Source organism: Mucilaginibacter sp. OK268 (genome assembly GCF_900103125.1).
GTDB lineage: Bacteria > Bacteroidota > Bacteroidia > Sphingobacteriales > Sphingobacteriaceae > Mucilaginibacter.
In genome coordinates, this window is the sequence record NZ_FNJV01000001.1 from 914,395 (window position 1) to 934,285 (window position 19,891).

General features: G+C 42.0%; 21 protein-coding genes and 1 tRNA gene. 4 read left to right on the top strand and 18 right to left on the bottom strand.

Annotated elements, in window-relative coordinates; all coding sequences use genetic code 11:
- Positions 1–22 precede the first annotated feature (22 nt).
- Positions 23–1,126 carry a redox-regulated ATPase YchF gene (gene ychF / locus BLR84_RS03775; protein ID WP_090464516.1) on the top strand — a complete coding sequence of 368 codons (1,104 nt, stop codon included), beginning with the start codon at positions 23–25 and terminating at the stop codon, positions 1,124–1,126.
- 36 nt (positions 1,127–1,162) lie between these two features.
- Complete coding sequence (locus tag BLR84_RS03780) at positions 1,163–1,618, top strand: nuclear transport factor 2 family protein (RefSeq protein ID WP_090464519.1); 456 nt, start codon at positions 1,163–1,165, stop codon at positions 1,616–1,618.
- Between the two features lie 161 nt (positions 1,619–1,779).
- Here the strand turns inward: BLR84_RS03780 and BLR84_RS03785 are convergent, their stop codons facing one another.
- Positions 1,780–3,210: an MATE family efflux transporter gene (locus BLR84_RS03785; protein WP_090464522.1), complete on the bottom strand. Its 1,431-nt coding sequence runs from the start codon at positions 3,208–3,210 to the stop codon at positions 1,780–1,782.
- A 356-nt stretch (positions 3,211–3,566) separates the two neighbouring features.
- On the opposite strand from BLR84_RS03785, the gene BLR84_RS03790 reads away from it, so the two are divergent.
- Complete coding sequence (locus tag BLR84_RS03790; protein WP_090464525.1) at positions 3,567–3,785, top strand: hypothetical protein; 219 nt, start codon at positions 3,567–3,569, stop codon at positions 3,783–3,785.
- Positions 3,786–3,951: 166 nt separating this feature from the next.
- On the opposite strand, the gene BLR84_RS03795 is transcribed toward BLR84_RS03790, so the two are convergent.
- The 17 genes from BLR84_RS03795 to BLR84_RS03875 all read right to left on the bottom strand — a co-directional run bounded on the left by BLR84_RS03795 (position 3,952) and on the right by BLR84_RS03875 (position 18,643).
- The gene (locus BLR84_RS03795) at positions 3,952–5,034 is read right to left on the bottom strand and encodes a DUF262 domain-containing protein (protein WP_090464528.1); all 1,083 of its coding nucleotides are present in this window, start codon (positions 5,032–5,034) and stop codon (positions 3,952–3,954) included.
- Positions 5,024–5,602, bottom strand: a complete 579-nt coding sequence (locus BLR84_RS03800) for a hypothetical protein (protein ID WP_090464531.1) — start codon at positions 5,600–5,602, stop codon at positions 5,024–5,026. The genes BLR84_RS03795 and BLR84_RS03800 overlap by 11 nt, the downstream gene beginning before the upstream one ends.
- Positions 5,603–5,721: 119 nt before the next feature.
- A tRNA-Arg gene (locus tag BLR84_RS03805) sits at positions 5,722–5,793 on the bottom strand.
- A gap of 100 nt (positions 5,794–5,893) precedes the next feature.
- Entirely contained in the window at positions 5,894–6,265 is a 372-nt protein-coding gene (locus BLR84_RS03810; RefSeq protein WP_090464534.1) for a DUF1801 domain-containing protein, read from the bottom strand.
- Positions 6,265–6,660, bottom strand: coding sequence for a hypothetical protein (locus BLR84_RS03815; protein ID WP_090464536.1), 396 nt, complete (start codon positions 6,658–6,660; stop codon positions 6,265–6,267). Before BLR84_RS03815 ends, BLR84_RS03810 begins: the two co-directional genes overlap by 1 nt.
- Before the next feature lie 74 nt (positions 6,661–6,734).
- Positions 6,735–7,538, bottom strand: coding sequence for a helix-turn-helix domain-containing protein (locus tag BLR84_RS03820; protein WP_176851940.1), 804 nt, complete (start codon positions 7,536–7,538; stop codon positions 6,735–6,737).
- Positions 7,539–7,557: 19 nt separating this feature from the next.
- Positions 7,558–8,370, bottom strand: coding sequence for an oxidoreductase (locus BLR84_RS03825; RefSeq protein WP_090464539.1), 813 nt, complete (start codon positions 8,368–8,370; stop codon positions 7,558–7,560).
- 360 nt (positions 8,371–8,730) lie between these two features.
- On the bottom strand, positions 8,731–9,129 hold the full coding sequence (locus BLR84_RS03830; protein ID WP_090464542.1) for a response regulator: 399 nt from the start codon (positions 9,127–9,129) through the stop codon (positions 8,731–8,733).
- Between the two features lie 80 nt (positions 9,130–9,209).
- Positions 9,210–9,818, bottom strand: a complete 609-nt coding sequence (locus BLR84_RS03835) for a TetR/AcrR family transcriptional regulator (protein WP_090464546.1) — start codon at positions 9,816–9,818, stop codon at positions 9,210–9,212.
- A 149-nt stretch (positions 9,819–9,967) separates the two neighbouring features.
- Positions 9,968–10,714, bottom strand: a complete 747-nt coding sequence (locus tag BLR84_RS03840; RefSeq protein ID WP_090464549.1) for an SDR family oxidoreductase — start codon at positions 10,712–10,714, stop codon at positions 9,968–9,970.
- A gap of 126 nt (positions 10,715–10,840) precedes the next feature.
- A complete protein-coding gene (locus tag BLR84_RS03845; protein ID WP_090464551.1) occupies positions 10,841–11,506 on the bottom strand; it encodes a porin family protein in 666 nt (221 codons plus the stop codon).
- Between the two features lie 58 nt (positions 11,507–11,564).
- Positions 11,565–12,158 (bottom strand): LutC/YkgG family protein, encoded by a 594-nt coding sequence (locus BLR84_RS03850; protein ID WP_176851941.1) that lies wholly within the window; start codon positions 12,156–12,158, stop codon positions 11,565–11,567.
- Positions 12,155–13,540, bottom strand: a complete 1,386-nt coding sequence (locus BLR84_RS03855; RefSeq protein ID WP_090464557.1) for a lactate utilization protein B — start codon at positions 13,538–13,540, stop codon at positions 12,155–12,157. The genes BLR84_RS03850 and BLR84_RS03855 overlap by 4 nt, the downstream gene beginning before the upstream one ends.
- Positions 13,533–14,276 (bottom strand): (Fe-S)-binding protein, encoded by a 744-nt coding sequence (locus BLR84_RS03860; RefSeq protein WP_090464559.1) that lies wholly within the window; start codon positions 14,274–14,276, stop codon positions 13,533–13,535. The genes BLR84_RS03855 and BLR84_RS03860 overlap by 8 nt, the downstream gene beginning before the upstream one ends.
- 225 nt (positions 14,277–14,501) lie before the next feature.
- Positions 14,502–15,152, bottom strand: coding sequence for an START domain-containing protein (locus tag BLR84_RS03865; protein ID WP_090464562.1), 651 nt, complete (start codon positions 15,150–15,152; stop codon positions 14,502–14,504).
- A gap of 131 nt (positions 15,153–15,283) precedes the next feature.
- Positions 15,284–17,962, bottom strand: coding sequence for an alpha-L-rhamnosidase (locus tag BLR84_RS03870; protein ID WP_090464565.1), 2,679 nt, complete (start codon positions 17,960–17,962; stop codon positions 15,284–15,286).
- A 471-nt stretch (positions 17,963–18,433) separates the two neighbouring features.
- Complete coding sequence (locus BLR84_RS03875) at positions 18,434–18,643, bottom strand: hypothetical protein (RefSeq protein WP_090464568.1); 210 nt, start codon at positions 18,641–18,643, stop codon at positions 18,434–18,436.
- A gap of 467 nt (positions 18,644–19,110) precedes the next feature.
- Here BLR84_RS03875 and BLR84_RS03880 point away from each other — a divergent pair, with 467 nt between their 5' ends.
- Positions 19,111–19,866: a YdcF family protein gene (locus tag BLR84_RS03880; RefSeq protein WP_090464571.1), complete on the top strand. Its 756-nt coding sequence runs from the start codon at positions 19,111–19,113 to the stop codon at positions 19,864–19,866.
- Positions 19,867–19,891: the final 25 nt, after the last annotated feature.

Sequence of the window (19,891 nt, forward strand, 5' to 3'; positions counted from 1 at the left end):
ATTTACTGTTTTATAATAAAATATGGGTTTACAATGTGGAATAGTGGGTTTACCAAACGTAGGTAAATCGACACTTTTTAATTGCTTATCAAATGCCAAAGCACAGGCGGCTAACTTTCCGTTCTGTACTATTGAACCAAACGTAGGCGTAATTACGGTGCCAGATGAGCGCTTAACCAAACTTACCGAAATAGTACAACCCAAAAGCATTGTACCCAACGTTATTGAAATTGTTGATATAGCAGGTTTGGTAAAAGGCGCCAGCAAAGGCGAGGGCCTGGGTAACCAGTTTTTGGGTAATATACGTGCTACCAATGCCATTATACACGTACTGCGCTGCTTTGATAATGACAATGTGATACACGTTGACGGTTCTGTTGACCCTATACGCGACAAAGAGATCATTGATACCGAATTGCAACTGAAGGACTTGGAATCGATAGAGAAAAAGATCCAGAAAGTTGAAAAAATGGCTAAAACCGGTGGCGACAAAGAGGCGAAAAAGACCTTTGATGTTTTAACCGTTTACAAAGAGCACCTGCTAACAGGTAAATCGGCCCGTACCGCACCGGTTGCTGAAGAGGATAAAGAATACGTTGAGGACCTGTGGTTACTTACCGCAAAACCTGTAATGTACGTTTGTAACGTGGATGAAGGTTCGGTAAATACCGGCAATGCTTATGTAGATAGGGTAAAAGAGGCTGTTAAGGAAGAGAATGCAGAGGTGTTGGTGATATCTGCACAGATAGAATCGGAAATAGCGCAGCTGGAAACTTATGAAGAACGCCAGATGTTTCTGGATGATCTGGGATTGACAGAATCGGGCGTAAACAAACTGATCAAAGCGGCCTATAAACTGCTTAACCTGGCTACTTACTTTACCGCTGGCGTGCAGGAAGTACGTGCCTGGACAATTACACAGGGCTTTACAGCGCCGCAGGCTGCAGGCGTGATCCATACCGATTTTGAGAAGGGATTTATCCGTGCTGAGGTGATCAAGTATGATGAATTTGTTAAATTTAACGGTTCAGAGGCAGTGATAAAAGAAAACGGAAAGCTGGCCATTGAAGGAAAAACCTATATTGTACAAGACGGCGATATTATGCACTTCAGATTTAACGTTTAACATTATATTTGTTAAAAACCTAATTTGAAAATCCCTATGAAAAGATCTTTTTTATTAAAAGCCCTGCTATGTTTGGTAGTAACTTTTGTGCTTCATGTGGAAAAACCTTTTGCTCAAAGCTCAAAACAGATCACAGAGGTAACACAAGCCACCGAACAATTGCGTAAAGCAATGGTCGACGCGGATACCCTTACACTTAAAAAATTAGTATCAAGCGAAGTTAGCTATGGTCACTCAACCGGTAAGCTGCAAATTAAAAAAGAATTTATAAGTGATCTCGCTACCGGCGCCTCAGATTTTGTATCTATCAATCTGACCGATCAAAATATTAATGTGGTAGGTAACACGGCTATTGTAAGGCATATACTTACGGCGGCTACCAATGATAAAGGTAAAGGCCCGGGTATTGCAAAGCTGGGTATATTGCTGGTATGGATTAAAAATAAAGGGCAATGGGAATTGCTGGCCCGCCAGGCAGTAAAATTGCCGTAATAAGTCGACAAGTCCATAGTCGATGGTCCATAGTCCATGAAGTCCGCAAGTAAAAAAGTCCGAAAGTTTGGAGAGTGTAACCCTCCAGGCTTTCGGACTTTCTTTTGATCTTTATGTTTCTATCTTACAGACTTCTGGTCTCTGGACTATCGACTTCCCTCTTAAACCATAGTTTTTTTCCATTTACCACGTTTAAATAGAATATAGGCCCCTAAGGTAAGCCCGACTTCGGCAACGGGGATGGAAATAAAAACACCTGTTGGCCCCATTTCAAAATACTTGGCCAGCAAGTAAGCAAAAGGGATCTGGAACACCCAGAAGGTGAAAACGTTGATCTTGGTGGGTGTCCAGGTATCTCCGGCACCGTTAAACGCGCTGGTTAAAACCATACCCACGCCATAAATAATAAAGCCCCCGCTTAAAATTTGCAAAGAGCGGGTGGCTACTTTTATAACGGCTTTGTCCTCGGTAAAAAACGACGCGAATAAATGTCCGCAGGTTAAAAACAAGATGCTTACAATGCCCAGGAACACCATGGTGTATTTAATGGTTTGAAATACCGACTTTTCGGCCCTGTCTACATGGCCTGCACCCAGGTTTTGCCCTACCAGCGTTGCCGCCGCGTTGCTTAAACCCCAGGCAGGTAACAGGAAGAACATCATTAGCCGCAGGGAGGTTTGATAGCCCGCTGAGCCGGCTTCGCCGCCGGTGGTAGCTACCAGTTCGGCCAGGAATATCCAGCTGCAACTGGCTACTACAAATTGTAAAATACCTGGTGCGGCGATCTTGATGATGGCTTTGATCTGCTGCCAGTCGGGCACAAAATAGCTTAAGCGTATTTTCAAGATGTTTTTTCCGTTGAATAAGTTATAAACCTGGTAGCTAACCCCTAACCCTCTGCCAATAGTAGTGGCAATAGCGGCACCGGTTAAACCAAAAGCCGGGATAGGGCCCAGGCCTCTGATAAAAAGTGGGCATAAGAAACAGTTTGCTATGTTGGCTATCAATAAACTGCGCATAGCGACTGCGGCATTACCCGCCCCTCTGAAAATACCGTTGATCAGGAATAGCATCACAATAATAATACTACCGCCCATCATAATCCGAACAAAATTGGTTCCATGGTCGGCAGTTTCGGCAGAGGCACCCATGATGAGCAGGATATCCCGGGCATGTGTTAACCCTATAATGCTGATGGTAAGGTTAATAATTACGGCGATGATAATGGTTTGCATACCGGCTTTTGATGCCGCCTCGGGATTTTTTTCGCCGATACGACGGGCCACTACGGCAGTGGCCGCCATGCTCAAACCAATAGCCAGGGAATATATAACGGTTAATACCGACTCTGTTAAACCAACTGTTTGAATGGCAAGGCTACTGTTTTTCAAATGCCCCACAAAATACAGATCGACTAATGCGAATACCGACTCCATAGCCATTTCCAGCATCATGGGAATGGCTAACAAAATAATGGCTCTTTTAATGCTGATGGAGGTGAGGTCAACTTCGGCGCCTTTAAGTGATTGCTTTAAAACAGAAAAAAAAGAGGCTATTTTACTTTGGGGTTTGGGTTGAACTGTCTCTAACATAGGTGTATTGGTTATATGGAATAAAAAGGAATAGATGTTTAACCATCAATATGAAACCTTTTGGTTACAAATATAAGGAAGGCTTTTGTTTAGGCAAGCATTATTAAAAAATTATAATAGCCCTTACGTTAAAAATGATCAAAACGATACTGTTTGGCTAATAAACAAGTAAATAGATTAGCAATAAATGGGGCTAAAAATATAAGCTTTGAGGCTGTAAAGGCGTTTTATTGTACAAAATGTTAAAAACGCTTTAATTGGTTAAGAAAGTAGAAAAAATAGCGAATACGCATCTAAAACCAGGTAAAAATCGTTAAATTAACAACACCAATTAATACCTTATTTGTCTTACTATTATGGATACATTAGTTACTTATATGTTCCAGATCACAGTAGCCTTTATGATCATACAGGTATGTATACCTATTGTGATCATCATTAGAAGCAGGCACCAAAACAAAGCAAAGTATAGCGGCCTAACGCAGCTCGAGGTAGAAGAAATGGAACATCAGCGTTTTCTCCAGGAGGTAGATGCCATTTTAAATATGAACCATATTTCACATTGCGATGATTGAGCAATGCGAATAAAAAAGCCTCTTAAAATAATTTTAAGAGGCTTTTGTGCTCCCGACGAGATTCGAATCCGGCAGCGATTGATTGGGGGCGAATTGATTGAAAAAAATGAGATTATTTAAAAGCTAAATAAAGCCGTCGGAAATTCAGGCGACTTTTTCTATATCATCAATTAGTTGATAGTTTTTTCTTGTTGCGATGACCAGCAGCTGTAGTTTGCTTGGGCTTTTGAGTTTCAGGCAATCTAATATATTGAGTTTTACTCTTTAAAATATTTTCGACTATTTTCCCCCTATCAATTCTTGATCCTCTATCAGTAGTGGAGGACAACGTGGCCTTTCTATAAGTATTTACAGTTTTATTTCGAAGGTAATCCTTAGTATCAACTAATGAATAAAAACTTTCAAGCTGTTCGCCTATAGCTTTTAAATCTAATTCTAACTTATTTTTATAAACAGCTTTATATAATTCTATAATAAGAGTGAATAAATCCGATTTTTTCCAGCCTCTAGATTTATCACTTAATCCTAATTTTTCAATTTTAATGAAGATATCTTGTAATTCATATGTTAGTTCCTCTTCATATTCAAATTCATCGTTATATCTAAGTAAGTAACTTTCAATTTCTTCATCCCTATTAAAATATGTAGATAGTACTGTTATTATTACGTCTAAAGTAAAAACCATATCAGACATTCGCCTAATTTCTGTGATTGTAAAAACTCTATGATTTTCAAAAAAGATGTTTTGTGAGATTTTCTCAGCAAATTTTTTGAAGACGCCATCAAATCGAGCATTATGAGTCTCCATTGCATTTAAAGAATATTTTGTAGAATTAATTCTTTTAAAAATTTCCTTTATTTCCTCGATTGTCTTTTGTCCTAAATCGCGAGTGACAACTTCGTATTCTAGAAAAGCAACCTTTTGATCATTTGATAAGTCGGAATATGCAACAATGACATCCTTTAATTTTATTTCAGACGAAGCTATAAAGTATTGATATAATGTAGTAATACGTTGTTGGCCGTCAACTAACATTTCACTTCCTTCACCAGTATCTGGGTTAACTTTTCCGGCAGCAATATATATCTCAGGAAAAGGATAACCCTCAAGTACTGTTGAAAGGAATCTTAATTTATCGTCGTTAGTCCAAACTAGCCTTCTTTGGAATTCAGGACGAGGTATTAATATATTGTTTTTTATATCGTTTATTAATACCCTTAACTTTCTGTTAGTTGCGCTAGTTTTCATAATCTAGTTTTAATTTTTTAATATTATTTAAGTGGTAACCCTTAAAAAATTCCCAATCCTTATATAATGCTCCTGTAATTTTATAATTGCCAAATTTGCCCGAAGATGTTAATCTTCGAAAAAACTCCCACCATAATTGGTTAAAGTTAAATTGGTTTGACGGTGGCAATAAATCAGGTCTTATCCATCCGTTAAAATGATATTCTTTAAATGTATCGGACGTTTCCCAAATAATTTTTTCTTGATCTAATTGATAAACATTTTTCCAAATACTATCAAACAGGACTGAAGACACTATGGCTACATCAATATCTGAACTGTTACTAAATTTTCGAAAAAGTTTTTTGGGAGCTAATGAAAAACCTAATCTTGCTGAGCCAACGATTAAGACTTGACTTTTATCAATATTGAAATGTTTAGAAACTTGTTTTTTTAGTTCTTCATATTCATTATCAGATACCATAGCACATTTTCCAGAAGTTATCCATTTTTCAACTATCTTTTCGCTATCAAGAGCTGTTAAATCTTGTTTAAATGTATCGACATTATCTATTGATCTTCTTTTCAAAAACTGATATTTAATTTAGGTATTCCTACCGCAATTTATTATAAAATATTAACTTAATCTAATATTCAAATATATAATATTACGACAAAGCCGATAACTTTTCAGCTATCGGCTTTTTGTGCTCCCGACGAGATTCGAACTCATATCGATGGTACCGGAAACCATAATTCTATCCGTTGAACTACGGGAGCATTTGCTGCAAAGATATACATTCAATTGTTTTATTCATGATGGATTATACAAAAAATAGATTCGTGCATTGTTAAGCTGATGGAATGGTATTGTACGGATTTACCTGATCTTGATTACCCCGGTTCTGTACAGATCGAGGGCCTGCTTTAAAATATCACCTATAGTTTCTACCGGCAGATCCAGATCTGCTTCAAAAAGCATGATCTTCATACGCGAGCGTTTTTCGATGATGAGCTTAGGGTGATCAAATCTTTGCCCTTCAACAATACCGATGTAGGGTTGATGATATTTTTTGTGCACCCACAGATAGCAGAACATTTTGCCCTTGTAGCAGAAAAAGGGCATCCCATATTTCCATTCGGCCGATATGTTCTTGTCTTGTTTCAGGATGATATCTTTAAGTGCCAGTAAACAACCCCTGATGGGTTCGTCCTTTTGCAGGTAAAAATTATCCAGCTGAGTTAAGGCCATTACTTTTTCTTAACCAGTTTTGAGGCGATAAACGCAAACAGACCCTGCACCAATCCCGATGCTATGCCAATTACAACACCTATAACAGCCAGGGCCACCTGTGGTGGGATGTGGTATGGGTTGCCATTATACATGGCAGCTTCCTGCGCATGACCGGCTTCATAGCTTTTATAGAAAATAGCATGCGCGGCGATGATCCATACACAGTTCACGAGGCTAAGGCAAAAGCCATTAGTAAAATACATTTGTGTACAGTTTTTGGCGATAAGGTAAGCGCAGATAATAAAAATAACCGGCCAGAGAGCTCCCTCAACATTACTCGGAATAAAAAATGCAGTCGCCAGGCCCATGGCCAGGCCAAACATCGAAAGTTTAAAGATCAGGTTCCAGTTCATGTGGTTTCAGGTTTAGTATTCTGCTGTTATAAAGCTATCTAAAACAAAAGCAGAAAACAAATGATCATGAAAACCTAAACTCGTGAAGGCACAATCCCAAATACCTTTTTGAAAGTGTATGAAAAGTGCGAGAGATTCTCAAAACCAACATCAAGATATACCTCTGATGGTTTCTGACCCTTTTCCCTGATGAGGTAATAGGCTTCATTCAATCGCTTTTGTTGCAACCATTGTCCTGGTGCCATGCGAAATACTTTTTCAAAGTCGCGCTTAAAGCTGGCCAGACTGCGACCTGTGAGTTTGGCAAACTGGGCAGCAGGTACATTGAACATGTAATTCTGGTTCATGTAAGCTTCCAGGTCTATCTTATAAGGCTCCGTAAAATCAAAAAGGAAATCGTAAAAATCCGGATTGAAATTCAGGAGCAATTCAACCGCTTCTTTGGTTTTTAGCTCGGCCATGTTATCTGTGGCTCTTTCCGGATGATCAAAATAGGGCATCAAAGAATCAAAATAGCCTTTAATGAAGGGATCTGGCTGTAGGAGGTGAATGGATTCGCCGCTGTAAGGTTTGGCGGGCGCAAGTTTATGCGCGGCACTGTATCTGCGTAAAAATGCCTGATCTAAAAAAATATTGATCGATTTAAATTCTCCATCCAACCCAGGAATTTTTTCTGTTTTTACCAATTGATTCCGGCGGACAAGCCCTACAGTGCCGGCGCTGAATATGCGCGTGCCTTCGTTGGTTTTCTGGTGCGTTTCGCCCGATATGATGTACCCGAAAGCATGCTCGGGTACAAATGATTCGTTGCTGCGTTGTTTTTTATCAACGCAGGAGTACATCAGGTTGTTAAACAATACGTGGCTTTTATTTTCCATGGTCAATTTAAATATACAACTACTTCAGCTGAGCCAGTAGTATTTTATCAAATGTACGGTCGGATAGTATTTTGCGCATGAATAATATCAGGCCAGCCATATAGCCGCCATGATAACGGGTTTTAGGCTGTTTGGCGGCTATAGCTTTCCTCACCAGGTCAACAATAACTATCGGCTCAGCATTTTTTTCGCTAATTTTTATTACGCTATCGGAAAATTTTTGGGCTAAAGGACTATAGGGTGTATTTCCCGAAATTTTAAGCAGATTATCCATCGCGATGCTTCCCCATTCAGATTTTACGCCGCCAGGTTCAATTACCACCACGTCAATACCAAACCGCTTTACTTCATTGCGCAGGCTATCGCTCAGGGCCTCGAGCGCGAATTTGCTGGCATGATACCACCCACCAAGTGCCATAGCAAACTTACCACCAACAGATGATATATTAATGATTGTACCAGAGCCCTGTTTACGCATGTGCGGTAATACCAATTGGGTTAAATGTGCTGCGCCAAAAACATTTACTTCCATTTGGTAACGTGCATCGGCAATGGGTACATCCTCAATAGCTCCATATGAACCAAATCCGGCATTATTGATCAATACGTCAATACCGCCTTCGGCTTTTACTATAGTTTCAACACCGGCAATCATAGAAACTTCGTCAGTTACATCCATGGCCAATACCCTTACGCCAAACTGTTTAAGGTCGGCCATTTTCTCCACACGACGGGCTGCGCCATATACGATATGACCATCCTGTGCCAGGTGCCTGGCCATTTCTTTACCCATACCGGCAGATGCACCGGTTATTAATATGATCTTTTTCATTTTTCTTTGCTCTGTTAATTACAAAACAAAGATGGGTGTAAAAGCAGGGGCGCAGGTTTGCTGAGTAGCTCAACTTTACTTTGGTGTGAAGCTCAAAAAAGAGGCAAGAGCAAAGAAGTTTGATGTAAGGACCTGGATATTCAATAGATTATTTGTTCCCGGGGATATGACGTATTGCAGAAGCTGTATATAAAAACGGCCTGTCAGTCTGAGCTTGTCGAAGACTCGCGCGCAGAGGCCTGCCCACCATGGTTCGACGGGGCTCACCATGACACCCTGTTTTATCCTTAAGGATATTATTTTTCCTGTAGAGTTTCGTGGAATTTATCTCTCAGGGTGACAAATTATATAGTTGATCGGCTAAAAATCGCAATCGGCATGTTCTACGTCATTGCCGGCTTTAAGGAAACAAGTTTTGATGGTATCCGTTATATCGGAAAGATTGAAGGGTTTGGCTATAAAAGCATCGGAACCATAGTTTCCTAAGGACTCCAGTACCCTGGGATAGGCCGACACCATGATCACGGGTATATGGCATGTTTCGGATGTGGTTTTAAGCAGGTGGCAAAGTTCACCACCGTTTATTCCGAATAATATATAGTCCAGGATAACCATGTCGGCATTGAAACTGATAGCTGCCTTGCATATGTCATCGGTAAAGTTAATTCCCTGAACTTCGTAGCCCTCCATCTCGAGCGCTTCTTTCATCACGTCAAGTACATCCTCGCTATCATCAAGGATTAAGATTTTTTTAGGCATATTATTAAATTGGTACTCTTTATAACGTTGAGTTAACAACTTTTGTTTTTAGCCCTCAAATTATTGCTGTAATAATTAGGTTACAAGCTGGTTTTAAGCTGCGTGATGATAGCATCTACTGTTTTTAATATCTTATCCAGGCTGGCAGGGGTATTGGTTACCTTAGCTATCATGATGCCCCCTTCGATCAGGGCGATAATGGACAGGGCAGTTTGGGCAATGTCGATGCCTGGTTTAAATTCTCCCGCGGCTATACCTCCCTGTATCAGATCTTCAATTCTTTTCTTCCAGTTAATAACCACTTGGGCAGCTTTTTCCTTTAGCACCGGATTGGTATCGTCGGCATCAACAGCCGTATTTAAGATAGGGCAACCCCCTTCCGGGAAACTGATGGCGTTAAATCTATGGTAAACCTGGGCATATACCATCAACTTATCATGATAGGTAGATGCCTGATCAATAAGCTGCCTGGTTTGCTTGCGTACTTTTGCGGTGTTATACTCAAATGCAGCTACGGCAACTTCTTCTTTGTTTTTAAAATTACCGTATATACTACCCTTGGTAAGCCCCGTTGCTTCGGTAAGGTCCGATAACGAAGTACCCGCATATCCTTTTTTATTAAAGATACCCGCAGTTTTTTCTACAATAAACTGGCGTGTTCTTGCAGCTTTTGATAATTCCGTTTCCATTACACAAATGTACCAATTGGTATTTTAATATTATAATTTGATGAATGATGATGAGGTAAAGGGGGCTTTATTAAGGTTTGTAAAGAGGAACGAAGCAGAAGATCCGCCTCGTTCCCCGTAAAAATGACTCGCGTTTTTAGTTTTATGAATTAACTGGCCCGGCCATGTAATACTTTTAATGCTTCGGCAGGTGATGACAGGTATAGTTGGTAAAATTGCTCGGTACCGGCTACCCTGATCTCATAGTTGTCGGTTTCCAGCCCGGCTAAAAACTCATCAGCAACCTGCGATGGTTTGATGCCCAGATGACCGTTAATTTCTGTAGAGAATTCCGTATCAACTAATGGCGGCATCAATTCAAACACCTTAACGCTTGTGTCTTCTAATGCAACCCTTAAGGCCTGGGTATAAGAGTGCAACGCGGCTTTACTGGCAGAATAAGTAGCGGTTACCTTACCTGGTAAAAAAGCTACTATTGATGATACGTTTACGATAGCTGCCTCTGCTTGTTTTTTAAGTAATGGCAATAATTTTTCGTTAAGCCTGATAACAGACAAGTAGTTGGTATGCATTTCAACACTTGCTCTTTCAAAAGTATCTGTATTGTTAAGCAGATCACTTAAACCTGCCGCGGCACCTGCATTATTGATCACGATATTAAGCTTTGGAAAGTCGCTGAATAATTTGGCAACAAGCGATTCCACATCGGCAGCGTCTGATATATCAGCGCTGATAGCGGTAACATTTTGTAATTGGGCGGCAGCTTTTTGCAAACGCTCGGGGTTACGGCCAATAATAATAACGTGATTGTTTTTGGCTGATAGTTGTTTGGCTACTTCAAAGCCTATACCAGCGCTTCCGCCGGTTATGAGTACAGTGTTCTGTGAGGTTTTCATTTTGTTTTAATGTTGATGATTAATTTCAACAAGACAAAAATATACCAATTGGTATATTTTTACAATAGGCAAAACTCATCCTTGTGTCATCATTGTAAATGACACTGGTTTTAAGCTAAATAAGGCCTATAAAAATTCGTACCCCACAGAAATGCTGAGTACTTTGTTTTTAGCGGTTGCGCCCGAACGATAAAGGTTGGTGAAGCCAAAGCCATAACCCACATTGAATGATATGTTATTTTTAAGACGGAGGCCTAATAAGGTATTGATTCCATAATCCGGGTTTCTATAGCCACTTTTATCAAACCGGACATCTCCCTGTATTTCGCCCCCCTGGGTATTTTGCCCGGAGCTTATATAATAGTTTGATCGGTAACGGCCCGAAAGACCAAATGCAGCGTACGGCCCTCCGCCAACGAATATTTTACCCACACTCACCGGAATATTATACAGGATGTTTACCGGTATCTCCAGGTAGTTTAAGGTGGTTTTTTGATAATAACTTTGAGAACTGGAGGCTGTTGTTGCCTGGTATTTATTTTCGGCTCCTTTTTCTGTATAGAATACTCCGGGTTCTATCGAAAACCGACCAGCAGGTATTTCGGCAAATAACCCGGCATGGAATCTTGAAATATATGACGAATTACCTTTTACGGCAGTGCCATTATTCAAGAAGTTGATCTCGGAAAGCCTTGATTCATTTAATCCGGCCCTGATCCCTAAGTGAAATGATTGGGCAAAGGAGGTACTTATAAAACCTGATAAAAGTAATAGCAGCAGGAGTTTTTTCATGGTACGGTTAGGTTAATAATGGATAAATATATTGCAAAGATTAAACCTATACAATAATTTATACCAATATAAAAACCGACAAACTCCTTGGCCCATGCGCGCCAATCACTAATGATTGCTCAATATCTGCTGTTTTTGATGGCCCGGAAATGAACGCGCCATAACTATAATCCGCATTACCTATTTGAGCATAGGCTTGCGCCATGGTAGGTACAAGAGCATCTTTACTGATCACCACAGCCAGGTGCTGGCTAATGAAGGGCAGCACCCGTATATTCATCTGGCTTTCTGTAAGCCATAGTGCTCCATTTTCGGCAACACCCAGGTTTGATTGTAATATGGTTAACTCTGCATCGGCAAAACTGTGTGACGATTCCTCCAGTACATTGCCTGCATAAGTATATTCACCCAGCTCCTGGATGCCAGATATGATCTTTACACCGGGTTTAAATTCTTTGTGTAGTATGGTTTTTATGGCTTCCAGATCTTTTACCTCATAAACAAAACTGCCCCCGGCACTGGCTACACTGGTGTATTGCTGCACGAGGTCATCTCCGGTTGCTGTTAAGGTGCTTAGTATCTCCAGATCAGGTAGCGGGGCATGGGTAAATTGATTTTTTTTAACCGCGGCTAATATTTTTTCCCTGCTCATTTCTTTTCTTCCTTTCTTTTGCTGTACCATTCACCAAATGATTCTTCCGGTGCTTTGGGCATTTCGCGGTGTTTGTACCAGGGATTTAATCTATTGTTAACCGCAAACGGAGCGTATTTAAATACCAGCCGGCCCACTTTTCCCCCTGACCTGTACAAAGCAGGAGAGGATAGGGTAAAGGCCATCGCTTTCATAGCCATGGTTTTTGCTTTGGGGCTGTAGCCTTCTTTTACAATAACCTGGCGCCATTTATAAAGCTGGTCATGGATGTCAATTTTAACGGGGCATACGTTGCTGCAGGAGCCGCAAAGGGTGGAGGCAAAGGGCAGGTCGGCATATTTTTTCATGTCGAGATTAGGGGCCAGTATGGAGCCTATAGGACCCGCAACGGCGGTATGATAACTGTGACCGCCGCTTTTACGATATACAGGGCAAGTGTTCATACAGGCCCCGCAACGGATGCATTTTAATGAATTGCGAAAATCTTCGCGTCCCAATTGTATACTCCGGCCGTTATCCACTATAACGATATGGATCTCCGTACCCTGTTGTGGTTTTTTGAAATGACTGGAATAGGTGGTAATAGGCTGACCGGTAGCGCTGCGGGTGAGCAACCTTAAAAAAACGCCTAAATGTTTCCTTTCCGGGATGATCTTTTCTATTCCCATCGATGCAATATGGATCTCGGCCAGGTGAGCGCCCATATCGGCATTGCCCTCGTTGGTACATATCACAAACTCTCCGGTTTCGGCGATGGCAAAGTTAACGCCGGTAAGCGCCGCGCGGCGTGTCAGAAATACTTCACGCAAATGCTGTCGGGCGGTTTCGGTCAGGATCTTAGGATCCGATTCGCCTTTGGCTGAGCCTAAATGCTCATGAAAAATATCGCCTATCTCTTCTTTCTTTTTATGGATGCAAGGCAGCACGATGTGACTTGGCGGTTCACCAGCCAGCTGTACAATGCGCTCGCCCAGATCGGAGTCTATGACATCAATACCTTGTTCTTTGAGATATTCATTCAGATGGCACTCTTCGGTAAGCATGGATTTACTTTTAACCATGCGGTTGATGCCCCGCTCCTGTAATAGGCGGTGTACGATTTTGTTATGTTCTTCGGCATTAGCCGCCCAATGTACTATAATACCGTTGCTGATCGCGTTAGCCTCAAATTGCTCAAGGTATTCACTCAGATTTGATAATACGTTGTTCTTGATCTGCGAGGCGGTTTCTCTTAACAATTCCCACTCCGGCAGCTTATGAGCCTGTATATCGCGCTTTTGGCGTACCCACCATAAGGTTTCGTCATGCCAGTCAACCCGTGGTTCATCCTGGTTAAAGACGCTGGCTAACTCGGAGTGGCTTTTTGTTGCTACATTACTCATGGCTGTAGTGATTTAAAATTTCGGCCACATGAATTACTTTAACATCGCTTTTTTGCCGGCGTAAAATACCTTCCATATGCATGAGGCATGAAAGATCGGCCGAGGTAATGTATTGGGCACCGTGTTCGATATGGTCGTCTACACGGTCTTTCCCCATTTTGGAGGATACTGCTTCTTCGGCTACACAAAACGTGCCGCCAAAACCGCAGCAATCATCCTGCCGGGTTAAAGGTACCAGCTCCAATCCCTGTACCATATCTAACAATTGTGCGGGTTTGCTGAAAACCGGGGCAACCAGCTCGCTCATTTGCGATATCCGCAAACCGCGCAAACCGTGACAGCTTTGGTGTAAACCCACTTTATAAGGAAAATTGGCTTTTAATTCAGTTACGTTTAATACATCAACTAAAAATTCGGTAAGCTCGTAAACACGCTTGCGAATATCAACAGCCTGTTCTTCTTTCTCGGGTGAATGTAAATGCTCTTTGATATGCAGGGTACAACTGCCCGATGGGCATACGATATAATCATATCCCGAAAAGTTATCAATAAACAAATTATTACAGCCGGTAGTAAGGTGTTCATATCCGGAATTAGCCATGGGCTGTCCGCAGCAGGTTTGATTTTTAGGATAATGCACCTCAACGCCTAATTTTTCGAGCAATTCCAACGTGGCAATAGCTGCTTTAGGATAAAATTGATCTACATAGCAGGGCACAAATAAAGCTACCTTCATTTTATAGTGTTTACTTTAATTGGTTAAAGCAATATTAGCGGTAATAAATTATAAAACTGTCATCAGGCATCTGCAAGTATCACGGTAACAGCATCGACAATTACAGCTAAGCAACGAAATTACGCTTATAGCAGGCAACTGTTATCAGCTTTTTTTGCAAATGATTAATGGTAATTAGCGTAATGGGGATAGAATGGCGCTATGCCGTTTGGTTAACCCGTATGATCAATCAGTAATATAAGGGAGCTTGATATTTTTGTAGGTGGGTTTTTGCAATTGTACTTTTAGCTTTTTGAAGCTTTCTGTGGGCCCCTGTGTAATGAACATGTTGAGTAACCAGGCGGGTACGCTACCGCCTGCATCCAAATGCAGGGTATATTCAATTTTTACATGGTCGCTGTCTATCGGTGTGATTACCCATTTACCTACTGAGTGCTCAATACGTACAATACCATCTTTACGTGGCACCATATCTGCCAAACAAGGGGCATCAACCGTAACCACTTTGGTTTTAGGGTCCTGGGTAACTTTGATATGGGCAATAAAATCGCGGTTATGCAGGGGCCAGGGTATAGATACTTCGGAATAGTAATATAGTTCTGAAGGTGATACCTGTTTGATCATGTTAACAGACTTGGTGTGATATACCCAATCTATACTACCTTTTATATCCAGTAATACAGCAACCAGCTGAGCGGCAGAGGCATTAAATTCACATTCTACCTTAATGGCTTTTATTTTGGAATCAGGCACATGCCTCGTATAAACCTTAACACCTTCTTTGTTAGTACTTAAGGCCCAGGGCTCTTCGGCACGGGCTATGTTGATCAACGAAAATGCAAGCAGCAGCAGTAGTAAAGTGACTTTTTTGTACATGATATAGAGCCGATATAATGTAACAAAAGTATATACAAAACAAGCCGGTTGGTGAACCGGCTTGTCAGTAAAAGGTCATTTGGTGTTAAGTAAATGTAAATATGAAATATCTATGGCAATTGAAGTGACAATTATTTCACCTCAAAAACATAACTTCCTGCAACCGCCTGGTAAGGTCTTGAACCATTGATCAGTTTGCCGCCCAGGTAAGTTTTACCGGTTGGCAGGGTTATGGTAGCGGTTGAATTGGCCGGTACAGTAACCCTGTAAGTTATACCATGATCTGTACGTTGCCATGAGGATATTATTTTGCCGTACGGGCCATCATGAGTAGCGGTAAATTCATTAAGTCCGGCTACAAAGTGGGGTTGTAACAGGATGTTTTTAAAACCAGGGTGATCCTGATCTGTATGGATCCCCGCTATACCTTTGTATAACCAGGCGCCTATCTCCCCAAACATGATATGATTTAGCGAGATATCAGATTTGGCATCGATCTTCCAGTTTTCATACAGTGTAGTGGCCCCATTCACCATCCACCAACCCCAGGAAGGAAAAGTTTCCTGCGATGCTATTTTATAAGCCACATCGGGATAGCCATTATCGCTCAAGGCACTTAAAATGGCTTTGGCTCCCAGGATTCCCACATCCAGGTGGTAATTATCGGCGGCTACACGCTGTGCCAGGTTAGCGGCTACTTTGCTTTTCAGATTTTGCGGTACCACATCCCAGTAAAGCGGTACACTTAGTTCGGTTTGCAGACCTTTGCCATATATGCCGGTTTCGGTGTTCAGGTATTTGGCGTTGATGGCATTTTTGATCTTATTGGCCAGTGCCGAGTATTTTACAAAATCGGCTTGTTTGCCTAATATTTTTGCGGCTTTAGCCAGGATACTGGCATCGGCATAATAATAGACTGATGAAGTCAACTCAACCGGCGATACGGACTTCACCGGTACCCAATCGCCCAGGCCCCAGGTGGTTAGTCCCGTTGGATAGAGTTCATCAATATGATTTACGTACTTTTCAATACTGGTATAACTATCTGCCAGTAGTTTGCTATCGCCATAAAACAAATAAATGTTCCAGGGGATAATAGCGATGGTGCTTGTCCAGTCGGGGCCGTTACCCCATTCGTAACCCCAGCCACCGGTTGGGATGATGGATGGTAGCACACCATTAGGCTGCTGTTCGTCGCGATGGTCGGCCAGCCATTTTTCGTAAATGGTAATGGCATCAAAATTATACAGCCCGGTTTCGCTAGCGATGTGAGCGTCGCCCGTCCATCCGTTTTTTTCGCGTTGCGGACAATCGGTAGGATAACCAAACAAGTTGCTGAGGTAGGAGTTATTGGTAGCGCTCCAGATCTGGTTGATAGTTTTGTTTGACGATGTTACCGTACCTATGGGGGCCACATCGCTGTGCATAAAATAAGCTTTCAGGCTTTCTTTAGTTAGCTCTATAGGTTTGCTGCTGCTTACTTCTACATACTGGAAACCCTTATAGTTAAACTTAGGCATAAAGGTTTCTTCGCCTTTGCCGCTCAAAATAAAAATGTCGGTCTGGAAAGGGTCTTTATCATCCGTAGGGCGGTAGTGCAGGTCGATATTGGATTGGTCTACATGACCATTCTTGTTGAGCCGTTCGGCATGTTTTAAGCGGATCACGGTGCCAGAATCGCCTTTAATAGTGATCTTACTCACGCCGGATATATTCCTGCCGATATCAAATACCCACAGGTTATTATCAATTTTGGTGATACTTTTGGCAGCTATTTCTTCTACATTGCGGATAGGCTGTAGGCTTTGCGCCACAATGTTTTGCGATGGGGCCGAACGGTTGATCACATGTTTCCAGGCGGTATCTATAAAATTGGGCGTATTCCAACCCGGTTGTTCTTTGCGGGCATCGTAGTGTTCGGCAGTGTAAATGCTGTTAAAAACGATAGGACTTAGTGACGTTTTCCATTGTGTGTTGGACGACACGGTTTCGACAGAACCATCGGTATAAGTAATCCGCAGATCCATACAAAAGGTTGGGCGACCGCGCCAGGGCGCCTGGTGAAAGTACCACACGGCGGTACTCTGGTGATTATACCAGCCATTGCCCAGCAATACCCCAATGGCGTTTTTGCCGTTTTGCAGCTGCGCGGTAACATCGTAAGCTACATACAGGGTGCGCCTGTCAAACCGGGTGTACATCGGGTCGAGACGGTGATTGCCGATCTTTTGCCCGTTGATATATAATTCGTAAAGGCCAGCTACCGCGATATAAGCCCTTGCCGAGCGGACCTGCCGGGCTACCTTAAAGGTATGCCTAAAGTAGGGGGCGGGATTTACAGCGATACCTTTATTGTCACTTATCCAGGAGCCTTTCCAGTTACGCATATCCATCATCCCGGTTTCAAAACTGGCTATGGCAGATGGTACGAGTTTTTTACCTGCCTGACCCCATAGTTGTACCCGCCAGTAGTATTTGGTAAATGGTTGTAGCGGCTTGCCCTGGTAATTAACCAGGTTTGCTGAGGACGCCACCTGCCTGGTTTGCCAGCTATCGCCTTTCCCATTGATAACGCTCATGGAATCGGTGCCAACAATAAGCTGATAAGCAGTTTGGGCCGCGCCTTGTCTTTCATCGGCCATTAACCAACTTAAACGAGGGTGCCGGGAATCGATACCAATGGGATTAACGAGGTGTTCGGATTGTAAGCCCGCTGCTTTGCCGGGTGTGCCGGCGAAGCTTGTGTTAGCGATGAGAAAATTAAATAATAAAGCGATGTAAAGCGTGCGCCTACATAGAAATGGTTTCATATAATGCAATAAAGCGGTTTATAAAGGTAAGCAAGATAATTCAAGGGTCTTACAGCAATGTTAAGCTGATATTTTTGCTTGCGCAACCCTAACTGTCCTGAGGGGTTTGGGTAGGTATAAGGTGAAGACTCAGCCCGTCTGCGCTTCGCTGAAAAGAGGGTGACCTACTTGAATTAAAAACGCGTCATTGCGAGGTACGAAGCAATCTCTATGCTATACAGGGCGACCCTGCTAATTGGGGATTGCTTCGTACCTCGCAATGACGCGCGGGGAAAAACTTTCCAGGGGCCCCCGGCCGAGGTATCACCGCTAAGACCGCCATTAATTACATGATAAGGCAATTTATCTGCGTCTATTGTGTGCTGTACCAATGCCGGGGGCGATTCTGTTTTGGTATTTTTTGGCCATAACCTGCCGTAAGGCTATCGCCAAAAAAAGAATATGCTGCATAATAATGCTGCAACGGTTATTTTAGAACCTGTTGTTATCTCTGAAGTTTTGAGCGCGAACAGCTATTTGATCTAAAGTGAGTTCGCCGTATCTTTTTGCACGATCCATCCATTCAGGCCCGTTTTCGGTCAGGTCGTCAATGATCGACTTGCCATTTGGTCCCTTTTTGGTCACATAGTTTATGCCGTAAGCAACTGCTGCACCAACGACAAGAAGTTTTAGTAAGCCCATAATTTATTTTTTTATTGTTTGTATGACAATGATGATGCCAGTTTGTTACATATACGGGTTAAGAGTCAAGATGTTAGAATCAGGAATCAGGAAATAGTTTAATTACCCGATCAGGGAAAACGCCTCTGAATTTATTTTGAGCGGTTTTGCCCACTCAGGGTCTCTCGCAGAGGACCCTTAGTTATAGACTGGTCTTGGGCAACCTCCGGGTCTCCTGAAAGGGACCCGGAGGGGACAAAATGTTTTATTTATGGTTTACACTGTAAACCCACTTTATGATGAGTTTTTTATTTAATTATTTGATTATGAATTAATTATATAAGTGTAAACCATAAAAGTGTAAACCATGTAAACCCACTTTTTATGTACTAATTTAAACAAATGATTTTCCCGTTTTTTCTTGACCCCTGATTCTACTATCTTGACTCTAAATTTTAATTACTTTTACGGCTAAAGTATACCGGTATATGTTTTTTATCCTGTCAAAAATATTGGCGTTCTTGCTTTTTCCGCTATCATACGTGTTCGTTTTACTGCTGATGGCATTTTTTGCAAAAAATGTAAACCGTAAACGCCAATACCTGTTATGGGGCATTGGGCTGCTTTACTTTTTTTCTAATTCATTTCTGATCAATCGCCTGGCCAGGGCCTGGGATGTAGCGCCTGCTCAACTGGAAAAAAACAAAACATACAGTGCGGCTATTGTATTAGGCGGTTTCGCGTCAGATGATAGTGATGGTCACGGCATGTTTGGCCCATCTGCAGACAGGTTTATACAAGGGGTTTTGTTGCAAAAGACCGGCAGGGTAAAATATATTTTAATTTCAGGAGGTAACGGTAATTTAAACCCGACCGCTTTTAGGGAAGGGGCCTGGGCCAAATACCAACTGAAAGCTGCGCAGGTGCCGGATAGCTGCATACTGATAGAGGATCAGTCGCGCAATACTTTGGAAAACGCGTCTTTAACCAAAGCCTTGCTTCAAAAACACGGACAGCGTGGGCCATATTTATTGGTAACCTCCGCTTTTCATATGCGCCGGTCGGCAAGGATCTTTAAAAAAATGGGTGTTGATGTAATACCATACCCTTGTAATTATATTGCCGGAACCGGCGACTTTGGCATAGGTGAGTTAGTGCCCAGTGCCGATGCGCTGAATAAATGGAGCACTTATATAAAAGAAATAATTGGTCTTGTCGTTAACTATATCTCAGGGCGCGGTTAATACGCTATAGTTTTCTGCGATTAAA